This is a genomic window from Streptomyces triticagri (assembly GCF_003429565.1).
Taxonomy (GTDB): domain Bacteria; phylum Actinomycetota; class Actinomycetes; order Streptomycetales; family Streptomycetaceae; genus Streptomyces; species Streptomyces triticagri.
On sequence record NZ_QUAK01000200.1, the window covers coordinates 1 to 12,571 of the forward strand.

At 71.9% G+C, this 12,571-nt stretch carries 12 protein-coding genes; 10 read left to right on the forward strand and 2 right to left on the reverse strand.

The genetic code is table 11. The annotated features are described in order from the left end of the window. The first annotated feature begins 180 nt into the window (after positions 1-180). Both DY218_RS27655 and mycP read left to right on the forward strand, forming a co-directional pair. On the forward strand, positions 181-1,002 hold the full coding sequence (locus DY218_RS27655) for a hypothetical protein (RefSeq protein WP_128558887.1): 822 nt from the start codon (positions 181-183) through the stop codon (positions 1,000-1,002). After that, entirely contained in the window at positions 999-2,147 is a 1,149-nt protein-coding gene (mycP, locus tag DY218_RS27660; protein WP_407703693.1) for a type VII secretion-associated serine protease mycosin, read from the forward strand. The genes DY218_RS27655 and mycP overlap by 4 nt, the downstream gene beginning before the upstream one ends. 363 nt (positions 2,148-2,510) lie before the next feature. Here mycP and DY218_RS27665 read toward each other — a convergent pair whose 3' ends face one another. Beyond that, positions 2,511-3,197, reverse strand: coding sequence for a serine hydrolase (locus DY218_RS27665; protein ID WP_128558878.1), 687 nt, complete (start codon positions 3,195-3,197; stop codon positions 2,511-2,513). Between the two features lie 178 nt (positions 3,198-3,375). On the opposite strand from DY218_RS27665, the gene DY218_RS27670 reads away from it, so the two are divergent. Next, positions 3,376-4,113, forward strand: coding sequence for an SseB family protein (locus tag DY218_RS27670; RefSeq protein ID WP_128558879.1), 738 nt, complete (start codon positions 3,376-3,378; stop codon positions 4,111-4,113). Between the two features lie 55 nt (positions 4,114-4,168). On the opposite strand, the gene DY218_RS27675 is transcribed toward DY218_RS27670, so the two are convergent. Beyond that, the gene (locus DY218_RS27675; RefSeq protein ID WP_128558880.1) at positions 4,169-4,531 is read right to left on the reverse strand and encodes a DUF1844 domain-containing protein; all 363 of its coding nucleotides are present in this window, start codon (positions 4,529-4,531) and stop codon (positions 4,169-4,171) included. A gap of 447 nt (positions 4,532-4,978) precedes the next feature. Between DY218_RS27675 and infC the strand changes: the two genes are divergently transcribed. The 7 genes from infC (at position 4,979) to pheT (ending at position 12,520) form a co-directional block, all read left to right on the forward strand. Then, positions 4,979-5,635, forward strand: coding sequence for a translation initiation factor IF-3 (infC, locus tag DY218_RS27685; RefSeq protein WP_128558881.1), 657 nt, complete (start codon positions 4,979-4,981; stop codon positions 5,633-5,635). A gap of 101 nt (positions 5,636-5,736) precedes the next feature. Continuing rightward, a complete protein-coding gene (gene rpmI, locus DY218_RS27690) occupies positions 5,737-5,931 on the forward strand; it encodes a 50S ribosomal protein L35 (protein WP_007829094.1) in 195 nt (64 codons plus the stop codon). A 105-nt stretch (positions 5,932-6,036) separates the two neighbouring features. Further along, positions 6,037-6,420, forward strand: coding sequence for a 50S ribosomal protein L20 (gene rplT, locus DY218_RS27695; protein ID WP_016642495.1), 384 nt, complete (start codon positions 6,037-6,039; stop codon positions 6,418-6,420). A 188-nt stretch (positions 6,421-6,608) separates the two neighbouring features. Next, positions 6,609-7,427 carry a TrmH family RNA methyltransferase gene (locus tag DY218_RS27700; protein ID WP_128558882.1) on the forward strand — a complete coding sequence of 273 codons (819 nt, stop codon included), beginning with the start codon at positions 6,609-6,611 and terminating at the stop codon, positions 7,425-7,427. Positions 7,428-7,481: 54 nt separating this feature from the next. After that, the gene (locus tag DY218_RS27705) at positions 7,482-8,657 is read left to right on the forward strand and encodes a sensor histidine kinase (protein ID WP_128558883.1); all 1,176 of its coding nucleotides are present in this window, start codon (positions 7,482-7,484) and stop codon (positions 8,655-8,657) included. Positions 8,658-8,840: 183 nt separating this feature from the next. Further along, positions 8,841-9,965, forward strand: coding sequence for a phenylalanine--tRNA ligase subunit alpha (gene pheS, locus DY218_RS27710; RefSeq protein ID WP_128558884.1), 1,125 nt, complete (start codon positions 8,841-8,843; stop codon positions 9,963-9,965). After that, positions 9,965-12,520, forward strand: a complete 2,556-nt coding sequence (gene pheT / locus DY218_RS27715; protein ID WP_128558885.1) for a phenylalanine--tRNA ligase subunit beta — start codon at positions 9,965-9,967, stop codon at positions 12,518-12,520. The genes pheS and pheT overlap by 1 nt, the downstream gene beginning before the upstream one ends. The last annotated feature ends 51 nt before the right edge of the window (positions 12,521-12,571 follow it).

Consider the following 12,571-nt stretch of genomic DNA (forward strand, 5'->3'; position numbering starts at 1 on the left):
CGGCCCGGCACCGGCGCACCGGCCGCGCCCGGAAGCCCTGCCGCCGGGCCCGCCGCGGCCGCAGCGGGCAGTGGGAGCCACCGCTCCGGGCCGGCCACATCCGCCCCGTCCACTCGTACACCCCGCGCCGCCACCGATCCGGGGGCCGCCGCTTCCCCGCAGCCGCCCGGACCCCGGTCCATCGTCTTCGGCCGCCCCGTCGTGCAGGACGACGACACCGCGCCGCTGCGGCCCGTGCGCGACTCCCGCAGTGCGTCGCGGACTGCGGCCGCGGCCGTCTGCCTCGTCCTCGGCGTCGGTCTCATCGGCGGTGCGGTGACCGGCAGTTGGCTCACCGGCGACTCCGCCGCCAGCCCCACCCCGCAGGGCGTGTACGCCGCGGCCGGCAGCGCCTGGCGCAACCAGCCGGTCGACTCGCTGTTCCCGACCACGCTCAAGGGCGACGGCGCAGGGCCCGGCGGCGCCGACCGGCGGTGGACACGTATCGCCGTCGAACAGGCCGACTCGTGCAGCGGCGCTCTCGACCCGCTCCTCGCCAGAGCGCTGCAGCAGGTCGGCTGCCGCACCCTGGTCCGGGCCACCTACACGGACGCCACCCGCAGCCATGTCACCACCGTCGGCATGCTGTTCACCAAGGCGGACACCGAGAGCATGGCCGAGCTGCGGACGCGGTTCGCCAAGGAGGGCCTCGACCGCCGCAGCGACCTGATGCCGCGCACCCTGCCGGCCAAGGACACCGCCGCCGCGCACTTCGGAGCCGGACAGCGGGCGTCCTGGACCGTGTCCGTACTCACAGACGCCCCCGTCGTCGTCTACGCGGTCTCCGGTTTCGCCGACGGCCGTACGGTCGACGACCCGCAGCCGGCCGCCGCGGCCATGAAGTCCGGGGCCACCACCGCCCCCGCGCAGTCCGGCCTCGGCCACGAGGCGAAGGGCATCGCGGACCGGGTGGAGCGGAAGCTGCGCAAGACCGTCACCGGGGCCGCGGAGGAATCGCAGTGAAGTTCCGCAAGACCGGGGCGCTGCTCGCCGCCGCCGCACTGGCCCTGCTCCCGTCCACCACGGCGCACGCCGACTCGATCCGGGCGCAGCAGTGGGGCCTCGACGCCATGCACACGGACCGGGCCTGGCAGACCACCAAGGGCAAGGGCATCAAGGTCGCCGTGCTCGACACCGGGGTCGACGCCACGCACCCCGATCTGAAGCACAACGTCGGCCGGGGCAAGGACATGGTCGGCTTCGGCGCGGGGCGCGGCGACCGTGCCTGGGCCCGGCACGGCACCGCGATGGCCGGCATCATCGCCGGTCACGGCCATGGCGAAGGCCGCGGCGACGGTGTGATCGGCATTGCGCCCGAGGCGGAGATCATGCCGATCCGGGTGATCCTCGAGGACGGCGACAAGTCCCGCAAGAAGGCCCGCAAGACACGGGGCGACGCCCTCGCCGAGGGCATCCGCTGGGCCACCGACCACGGCGCCGACGTGATCAACATGTCGCTCGGCGACGACAGCGAGTCCGCGCACCCCGAGCCGTCCGAGGACGCCGCCGTGCAGTACGCCCTGCGCAAGGGCGTCGCGGTCGTCGCCTCCGCGGGCAACGGCGGCGAGAAGGGCGACCGCATCTCCTTCCCGGCGGCCTATCCCGGCGTGATCGCCGTGACGGCCGTGGATCGCTACGGCACCCGCGCGGCGTTCTCCACCCGTCGCTGGTACGCCACGGTCAGTGCACCGGGCGTCGACATCGTGATCCCCGACCCGGACCGGAAGTACTACCAGGGCTGGGGCACCAGCGCGGCCGCCGCGTTCGTCTCGGGCGCCGTCGCCCTGGTCCGCGCGGCACACCCCGACCTCACGCCCGCCCAGATCAAGCAGCTCCTCGAGGACACCGCCCGCGACGCACCCGGCAGTGGCCGGGACGACTCGCGCGGCCACGGCTTCGTGGACCCGGCGGCGGCACTGAAGAAGGGCGCGGATCTCGAGCCGGTCGGCCTGCGCTCCGCGGCGTACGGGGAGAAGTACTTCGGCCCGGGCCCGGACGGCAGCGCGGGCGACGGCGGACCGTCGGGCTGGGTCGGCCTCGCCGCCGGCACCGCGGGCGTCTTCCTCCTGGTCGGCGCGGTAGCCCTGTGGCGCAACCGCCGCGCGTGACGCGTCGATGCGTCCGACGCGCTGTCCACGTTTGACGGTGTGGTCATGCTTGACGGGGCGGCAACGTTTGACGAGGTGGCTGGACTTGACGTAGCGGTCGCGCTTGACCGGGCGGTCGGGCTTGACGATCTGGCCATGCCTGACGGTGGGTTCTGTGCTCGACGACGTGGTCACCTCTGACGTGGCGGTCACTCTTGCAGGGTCGGCCAGGCTTGACGGGTCCGCCAGGCTTGACCGTGCGGACAAGTGTGCCGGGTCGGCCAGGCTTGACCGTGCGGCAGCGTTCGAGGCACAGCGCCGGTGTGACGGTCTGGTCGTGGTCGTGGTCGGCGGATCGGCGATGGCTGACGGCCGCCGGACCGGTCAAGGCGTGAGGGCGCGCAGCGCGGTCCGTGACGCTGTTTCGACCGCCTCGATGCCGGACTCCAGGGTCGGGTGGCCGTCGGAGAGCACGGAGATCAGGAAGTGGCGGCCGCCCGTGGTCACCCGGCCCGCGCTGTTGACCACCCACAGGCCCGTGGCGGTGCGCGGCAGCCAGCCGTTCTTGAGCTCGGCCTCGTCGCCGGCCGCGGACACGCCCCAGTCCTGGCCGGGTGTCACGCTTCCGAGAAGCCCGCGGGCGACTGCGCGCGAGGCGTCGTCGAGTACGCCGCGACCGGGCCCGAACACCGCCTGCAGCAGGGTGAGTTGGTCCCGAGCGGTGGTGCGGGTGAGTCCCCAGTAGCCGTCCGCGCCGCCGGTGGTCTGAGTCAGGCCGAGGCGCCCGGCTGCGGCGTCGAAGCCCGTGGCTTCGCCGATCGTCCGCCACAGGGTGCCGGCCGCGGCGTTGTCGCTGGTGGTGATCATCGCAGTCGCGGTGTCGAGTTCGGCGCGGGTCGGGGAGCGGGCCTCGTCCTGGGTGCGCAGGAGCAGGGCCGCGAGGATGCCGGTCTTCGCGAGGCTTGCGGTCACGTACGGGGTGTCCGGGGCGGTGAGGGTGTGGGGTCGACCGTTCGGGCCGGTGGCCGCGAGGGACAGGCGGGGGCCCGTGTGTCCTGTGGTCCGGTGCATGGGGGTCCCCTACCCCGCCCCTTCCCGAAACTCCTCAATCTCCCCCAGACTCCGTCCGGGGGGACCCCCAGAGGGGCTCTATTTAGAGCCCCTCCGGCGATTGAGGAGGCCTGTCCGGCAGGACTTTCGGGAAGGGGCGGGGTAGGGGACATCTCCCGCCCCGATAGGGTCGACCACCGTGGTGAACAAGAACATCCCGGACCCCGGCTTCGCCGACGACGACGGGTCCGCCGAACCAGGGCTGGCCGACGCTCTCGCCGCCTGGAGCACGGACCGGTCCAAGACGACCACCGACCGAGTGCTCCACGCACTCACCCGCTCCCGCCTGCTCGTGCCCGTCGTCGCCGTACTCGGCGAGGTGGAGGAGGACGAGCACGGACTGCGGCGCGAGAAGACCAGCGACATGGCCGTCCCGACCCTCAAGGCCGGCGACCGCACCGCACTGCCGGCGTTCAGCTCGACCGCATCCCTGGCGCTGTGGGACCCGGAGGCCCGCCCCGTGGCCGTACCGCTGCACCAGGCGCTGCAGGCCGCCGCCCACGAGCAGGCCGACACCGTCGTCATCGACCTCGCGGGACCGGTGCCCTTCGAACTGCCCGGCCCCGCACTGCGCGCCCTCGCCGAGGGCCGCGCCTCCACCGACCCGCTCACCGACCCGGCGGTCGTCGCGGCGGTACGAGCCGTGGTCGCCGCCGAACCCGCCGTCGTCCGGGCCCACCTCGGCCCCGGCACCGCCGACGGAACCCTGGCGCTCGTCCTCGCCGAGGACGCGGTGGCACCGGAGGCGGCCCGCCGTGTGGCCGAGGCGCTCGCCGCGGACGACACCCTCCGGGCGCGCCTCGTCGACGGCCTCGACCTGGCCCTGGTCCCGGCCGCCGCGACCCTGCCGGGCGAACCGCTGTACGTACGCGACTGACGGCGCGTGCACCCGACCGGAGAGCGGCCGGGATCAGCGCCGAACCGGCCGGCGATCAGCCGAAGACCTGGCCCGTGTACTTCTCGCCCGGCCCCTGACCGGGCTCGTCGGCGACCACGGAGGCCTCACGGAAGGCCAGTTGAAGCGACTTGAGCCCGTCCCGCAGCGGAGCCGCGTGGAAGGAGCTGATCTCCGTGGCGCCGGCGTCGAGCAGCCCGGCCAGTGCGTGCACCAGCTTGCGGGCCTCGTCGAGGTCCTTGTGCCGGTCGCCCTCCTCGGTGAGGCCGAGCTTGACCGCGGCCGCGCTCATCAGGTTCACCGCGACCGTGACGATCACCTCGACCGCAGGGACCTCCGCGATGTCGCGGGTCATGGCGTCGAAGTCGGTGGCACCGGGCTCGGGGGTCGCGTCACTCATGGGATGCGTCTACTTCCTGGGGATCCTGGGGCCCGTACGGACGGATACGGAGTACGCACCGGTGCGTACGGTGGACGGGCCGGTCCAGAGTAAAGGGCGCCCGTGTCGCGCCCCACCGACGCCCCTGCGCACGGGCGGGCTGCCGCACTGCTGAACGCTGGTATGCTTGGTTCTCGACCGGTCGGACACCCCTGTGCCCGGCCCACAAGTGGAGGCTCCGCTCTCCCACCTGATCGCCCGCGAGGGCGGCGGGTCACCGGTCAGGCAGCCGCTTCGAGTGGCAGCCCCTCGCGCCCCGCGTGATCGCGGCGGTGTTCCGGTACTGATGGAGCCCCGCAGGTGATCGTCCGGGGCATTTTTCATGGCCCCGCCCGGTCAGGTCTTTGACGAACAAGACGTTACGCGGCAGTCCGCCAGACCGTCGCGTGGTGCTACCGAGGAGGATCCATCAGCGCCGAGCCCCGCATCAACGACCGGATTCGCGTTCCCGAAGTGCGACTTGTCGGTCCAAGCGGCGAGCAGGTCGGGATTGTTCCGCTTGCCAAGGCCCTTGAGCTTGCTCAGGAGTACGACCTCGACCTGGTCGAGGTGGCGGCGAACGCCCGCCCGCCCGTCTGCAAGCTCATGGACTACGGCAAGTTCAAGTACGAGTCGGCCATGAAGGCCCGTGAGGCGCGCAAGAACCAGGCGCACACGGTCATCAAGGAGATGAAGCTCCGGCCGAAGATCGACCCGCACGACTATGACACCAAGAAGGGTCACGTCGTCCGGTTCCTCAAGCAGGGCGACAAGGTCAAGATCACGATCATGTTCCGTGGCCGTGAGCAGTCCAGGCCGGAGCTCGGCTACCGGCTGCTGCAGCGTCTCGCGGAGGACGTCCAGGACCTCGGGTTCATCGAGTCGAACCCGAAGCAGGACGGCCGAAACATGATCATGGTCCTCGGTCCGCACAAGAAGAAGACCGAGGCGATGGCCGAGGCCCGCGAGGCACAGGCGGCCCGCAAGGCGGAGGCAGCCGGCGTCGCGGTCGAAAGCCGTCGTGACCGTGCTGCCGACGAGGCTGCGGCCGACGAGGCGCCCGCCGAGGAGCCTGCCGAGGCCTGATCCAGGGCGCACGCCCCTGGATGACATCCGATACAACGGTCCGCTCCCGCTTGCCGGTTCACACCCGGGGGAGCGGCCACTGACGAGGAGAGAACGGCGCTATGCCGAAGAACAAGTCGCACAGCGGTGCCAGCAAGCGCTTCAAGGTCACCGGCTCCGGCAAGGTGCTCCGTGAGCGCGCCGGCAAGCGCCACCTGCTCGAGCACAAGTCGTCCCGTCTGACGCGTCGCCTCACCGGCAACGCCGAGATGGCCCCGGGCGACGCCAAGAAGATCAAGAAGCTTCTCGGCAAGTGACGTCGCGGCCCCTGCTGAAGCGGGGGCCGGACGACGCCAGGACCGGGACCCAGTCGAACCGGGCCGTGTGACGACCACCACGGCCCCGCTACAAGGAGTTAACAAGTGGCACGCGTCAAGCGGGCAGTCAACGCCCACAAGAAGCGCCGGGCGATCCTCGAGCAGGCCAGTGGCTACCGCGGCCAGCGCTCGCGCCTGTACCGCAAGGCGAAGGAGCAGGTCACCCATTCCCTCGTCTACAACTACAACGACCGCAAGAAGCGCAAGGGCGACTTCCGTCAGCTGTGGATCCAGCGCATCAATGCCGCTGCCCGCGCCAACGGCATCACCTACAACCGCTTCATCCAGGGTCTGAAGGCCGCCAACATCGAGGTGGACCGCAAGATCCTCGCGGAGCTCGCGGTGAACGACGCGAATGCGTTTGCTGCGCTTGTCGAGGTTGCGCAGAAGGCGCTTCCCAGTGATGTGAACGCGCCCAAGGCTGCGTGAACGCTGCGCTTTGCTGAGGGTGTTATTCGGACCCGTGGGCCCCTTTGGCCTGCGGGTCCGATTGCGTCGGGGCGGGAGGATTGCGCAGTTCCCCGCGCCCCCTGTAAAGACTGCGCAGTTCCCCGCGCCCCTGGGGAGGATTGCGCAGTTCCCCGCGCCCCCTGTCGCGCCCCCGAAAGTGATTGTTCATGGGTGATGTTGAGTTGATTTCTTCGCGGTCGCAGCGTGTTGGTGCGGCGCGGCGGTTGGCGCGGCGGAATTTTCGGGGGAAGGAGCGGCTGTTCCTCGCCGAGGGGCCGCAGGCCGTGCGGGAGGCCGCCGGGCATCGGGAGACGCTCGTCGAGCTGTTCGTGACCGTCGAGGCGGCCGAGCGGTACGCCGACATCGTCGGGGCCGCGCGGGACGCCGGGGCGCGTGTGCACCTCGCCGACGAATCCGTGATCGCCGACATCTCGACCACCGTGACGCCCCAGGGGCTTGTCGGCGTCTGCCGCTTCCTCGACCGGCCCTTCGCCGAGATCCTCGCCGCCGGGCCGAAGCTCGTCGCCGTACTCGCGAACGTTCGCGACCCCGGGAACGCCGGCACCGTGCTGCGCTGCGCCGATGCCGCCGGGGCCGACGCGGTGGTGTTCACCGACGCCTCCGTCGACCTGTACAACCCCAAGGCCGTACGGGCGTCCGTGGGTTCGCACTTCCATCTGCCCGTCGCCGTCGGCGTACCCGTCGAACAGGCCGTGGCCGGACTGCGGGACGCCGGGGTGCGGGTCCTGGCCGCGGACGGCGCGGGCAGTGCCGACCTGGACGAGGAGCTGGACCGCGGCACCATGGGCGTACCCACCGCCTGGTTGTTCGGAAACGAGGCCTGGGGTCTGCCCGAGGAGACCCGCGCGCTCACCGACGCCGTCGTACGGGTACCGATCCACGGCCGGGCCGAAAGCCTCAACCTCGCGACGGCCGCGGCCGTTTGCCTCTACGCCTCGGCGAGAGCCCAGCGCACCGCCTCCTAGTAGGGTGACTGACTCGGGGGCCCACTGCGCCGGTCGAGAAGGTGGGGTACGGGGATGGGTGTCGGCACGAGGAGAGCGAGCAGGTCCGGCGGGTCGGGCCGGTCCGGGGCGCCTGTCGGGTCCGCCGACGGATCCGGAGAACCGGACGCCGCCGACGCGGGACCCGGCGTACACCCCGACGACCTGCCCGACGGGCTCGTCGTCGCGGACGAGTACGGCCGCGTCGTCTGCTTCAATGCCGCGGCCGCCCGCATCACCACCACCGCACCGTCCGACGCGATCGGCCGCCCGATCGAGGCGGCCCTGCCGCTCGAGGACCTCGAGGGCCGGCGCTGGTGGCAGCTCACCGACCCTTACGGGGGCCTCGCGATCCGGGTCCGCCAGCCCGAGCGGAATCTTCTCCTCCCCGGCGGCCGCGAGGTCCTGGTCTCTGCCCGCTACGTACGGGAGACACCGACCGGACCCGTACGGCGCCTGGTCGTCTGTCTGCGGGACACCGAGGCCCGCCGGCGTACCGAGCGCAGCCATGCCGAGCTGATCGCGACGGTCGCGCACGAACTGCGCTCGCCGCTCACCTCGGTGAAGGGCTTCACGGCCACCCTGCTCGCCAAGTGGGAGCGCTTCACGGACGACCAGAAGCGGCTGATGCTGGAGACGGTCGACGCCGACGCCAACCGTGTCACCCGGCTGATCGCCGAGCTCCTGGACATCTCCCGGATCGACTCGGGGCGGCTCGAGGTGCGCCGCCAGCCCGTCGACATCGGGGCCGCCGTCGGCCGGCACATCCAGGCGCACATCGCCGCCGGACAGCCGGCCGGTCGCTTCCTGGTGCGGATCGCGCAGCCGCTGCCCGATCTCTGGGCCGACCCCGACAAGATCGACCAGGTGCTGAGCAACCTGCTTGAAAATGCCGTGCGGCACGGCGAGGGAACCGTCACCATCGAGGTGGCGGCCGCTCGGATCTCGGACGCGGCCAGGCTCAAGAAACCGGCAGAGGGGACGGCGGTCACCGTGAGCGACGAGGGTCCCGGCATCCCGGAGGATTCGATGGGCCGCGTCTTCACCCGCTTCTGGCGGGGCAGCAAGCGCGGCGGGACCGGTCTCGGCCTGTACATCGTCAAGGGCATCGTCGAGGCGCACGGCGGGACCATCACGGTCGGCCGGGCGCCCGGTGGCGGCGCCCGATTCCGATTTACCCTGCCCGTGGCGACGCCCGCCTACCTGACGTAGGCACCGCCTGACGAAGGCACCGCCTCCGACGCAGGCACCGTCGCACCGGCCGCGAGGCCCACGGGCGCATCCGCTTCCCCGTACCCCGTTAGACTCGGTCTTTGGCGCTGCTGTGTCCGCGCGCGATCGTGGTCCGGGGCACGGGACGTTCCCCTCACCAGCCAATCGGAAATACGGGAAGAGATGTCGGCACCGAATAAGTCGTACGACCCGGTCGAGGTCGAGGCCTTGAAACCGGAGGAGATCGAGCGGATGCGGGACGAGGCGCTCGCCGCCTTCGCCGCCGCGGCCGATCTCGACCAGCTCCGCGAGGCCAAGGTCGCGCACTCCGGCGACCGTTCGCCGCTCGCCCTGGCGAACCGGGAGATCGGTGCGCTGCCGCCGCACGCCAAGGCGGACGCGGGCAAGCGCGTCGGCCAGGCCCGCGGCGCGGTCAACAAGGCGTTCGCCGCCCGCCGGGCGGAGCTCGAGGCCGAGCGTGACGCCCGGGTGCTCGTCGAGGAGGCAGTGGACGTCACCCTGCCCTACGACCGCACCCCGGCCGGCGCCCGCCATCCGCTCACCACGCTCTCCGAGCGCATCGAGGACATCTTCGTGGCCATGGGCTACGCGGTGGCCGAGGGCCCCGAGGTCGAGACCGAGTGGTTCAACTTCGACGCGCTCAACATCGGCCCCGACCATCCGGCGCGCGGCGAGCACGACACGTTCTTCGTGCAGGGCGACGAGGCCGACGGCGCCGACTCCGGCATCGTCCTTCGCACCCACACCTCGCCCGTGCAGATCCGCTCGCTGATCGACCGCGAGCCGCCGGTGTACGTGATCTGCCCCGGCCGGGTGTACCGCACAGACGAGCTGGACGCCACGCACACCCCGGTGTTCCACCAGGTCGAGCTGCTCGCCGTGGACGAGGGCCTGACCATGGCCGACCTCAAGGGCACCCTCGACCACATGGTCCAGGCGCTGTTCGGCGAGGGCATGAAGACCCGCCTGCGGCCGAACTTCTTCCCGTTCACCGAGCCGTCCGCCGAGATGGACATGGTCTGCTACGTGTGCCGCGGCGAGTCCGTGGGGAACCCGGACAAGCCCTGCCGCACCTGCTCCAGCGAGGGCTGGATCGAGCTCGGCGGCTGCGGCATGGTCAATCCGAAGGTGCTCACCGCCTGCGGTGTCGACCCCACCAAGTACAGCGGATTCGCCTTCGGGTTCGGCATCGAACGGATGCTGATGTTCCGCCACAACGTCGAAGACATGCGAGACATGGTCGAGGGTGACGTGCGCTTCACCCGGCCGTTCGGGATGGAGATCTGATGCGGGTCCCGCTTTCTTGGCTGCGGGAGTACGTCGACCTGCCGGCCACCGAGACCGGTCGTGACGTCCAGGCCAAGCTCATCTCCGCCGGACTCGAGGTCGAGACCGTCGAACAGCTCGGCGCCGGGCTCAAGGGCCCGCTGGTCGTGGGCCAGGTCCTGACCATCGAGGAGCTCGAGGGCTTCCGTAAGCCGATCCGTTTCTGCACGGTCGACGTCGGGGCTGCGAACGGAACCGGTGAGCCGCAGGAAATCGTGTGCGGCGCGCGGAACTTCGCGGTCGGCGACAAGGTCGTCGTGGTGCTGCCGGGTGCCGTCCTGCCCGGCGACTTCGCCATCTCCGCGCGCAAGACGTACGGCAAGACGTCGCACGGCATGATCTGCTCCGGCGACGAGCTGGGGATGGGGGATTGGGGGTCCCCCCGGACGGAGTCTGGGGGAGGTTCGGGCGGGATCATCGTGCTGCCGCCCGAGCACGAGGTCGGCACCGACGCCATCGAGCTGCTCCAGCTCGTCGACGAGGTGCTCGACATCGCCGTCACCCCGGACCGCGGCTACGCCCTGTCGATGCGCGGCGTCGCCCGCGAGGCGGCCACCGCCTACGGACTGCCGCTGCGCGACCCGGCCCTGCTCGACGTCCCCGCGCCGAACGCCCACGGCTACGAGGTCAAGGTCGACGACCCGGCCGGCTGCGACCGTTTCACCGCGCGCACCGTCGTCGGACTGCAGCCCGAGGCGCACTCGCCGATCTGGCTGCAGCGCCGCCTGCAGAAGGCCGGCATGCGCCCGATCTCGCTCGCCGTCGACATCACCAACTACGTGATGCTGGAGCTCGGTCAGCCGCTGCACGCCTACGACCGGTCCCGGCTGAGCGGCCCGATCGGGGTACGCCGCGCCGAGCCCGGCGAGAAGCTCACCACCCTCGACGGCACCAAGCGGACGCTCGACGCCGAGGACCTCGTCATCACGGACAACAGCGGGCCGATCGGCCTCGCGGGTGTCATGGGCGGCGCCAACACGGAGATCGCGGACGCGCAGCCCGACCCCGAGACCGGGCGCATCGCCGGTACCTCCGAAGTGGTCATCGAGGCCGCGCACTTCGCGCCGACCGCGATCGCCCGCACCGCGCGGCGGCACAAGCTGTCCTCCGAGGCGTCCAAGCGCTTCGAGCGGGGCGTCGACCCGGAGGCCGCGGCGGCCGCCGCCCAGCGCACCGTCGACCTGCTCGTACTGCTCGCGGGCGGTACGGCGGAGGCCGGCGTCACCCAGGTCGTGGCGCCGAGCGCGCCGCGCACGGTCGCCATGCCCGCCGACCACCCGGACAAGGTCGCGGGTGTCGCGTACGGCCGCGAGACCGTCGTACGCCGGCTGCAGCAGGTCGGCTGTGATGTGTACGGGCAGGACGAGCTGGTCGTGACCGTGCCGTCCTGGCGTCCCGACCTCGCCGAGCCCAACGACCTGGCGGAGGAGGTCATCCGCCTGGAGGGCTACGAGAATCTGCCCTCCACGCTGCCGACCCCGCCGGCCGGCCGCGGCCTCACCGCCCGGCAGCGGCTGCATCGCCGCGTCGGCCGCGCGCTCGCCGGCGCCGGCCAGGTCGAGTCGCCCAACTACCCGTTCGTCTCCGAGCAGGTCTTCGACCAGCTGGGTCTCGACGAGGACGACGAGCGGCGCCGTGTGGTCCGCCTGGTCAACCCGCTCTCCGACGAGGAGCCCGCGCTGCGCACCACGCTGCTGCCGGGCCTGCTCGCGGCACTGCGGCGCAACGACGGCCGCGGCAGCCACGACCTGGCACTCTTCGAGACCGGTCTGGTCTTCGAGCCGTCCGGCCAGGAGACGCAGGCCGGGCGCCTGCCCGTCGACCGCCGTCCCACGGACGAGGAGATCGCTTCGCTGAACGCGGCCCTGCCGCGGCAGCCGCGGCACGCCGCCGTCGTCCTCGCGGGAGCCCGCGAGCAGGCCGGCTGGTGGGGCAAGGGCCGTCAGGCCGAATGGGCCGACGCGGTCGAGTCCGCGCGCCTGATCGCCCGTGAGGCCGGCGCCGAACTGACCGTCCGGGCAGCGCAGTTCGCGCCGTGGCACCCGGGTCGCTGTGCGGCCCTGTACGTCACGGTCGACGGTGCCGAGACCCTGGTCGGGCACGCCGGTGAACTGCACCCGCGGGTGGTCAAGGCGCTGCATCTGCCCGAGCGCACCAGCGCCATGGAGCTCGACCTCGACCTGGTGGCCGAGGCCTCCGAAGACGCCGTGCAGGCGCCGAGCATCTCCACCTTCCCGGTGGCGACGCAGGACATCGCGCTCGTCGTCGCACAGGACGTGCCGGCCGCGGACGTGGAGGCGGCGCTGCTCGAGGGCGCGGGTGAACTCCTCGAATCCATCCGCCTCTTCGACGTGTTCACCGGTGAACAGGTCGGCGAGGGGCGCAAGTCCCTTGCGTACGCGCTGCGGTTCCGCGCGACGGACCGCACCCTGACGGTCGAGGAGGCCACCGCCGCACGCGACGCGGCCGCGGCACTCGCCGGCGAGCGGACCGGGGCGGTGCTCAGGGGCGCCTGACCGAGCAGGAGACGTGACAGGGCGCGGTGCCGGAACCTCGCGGGTTCCGGC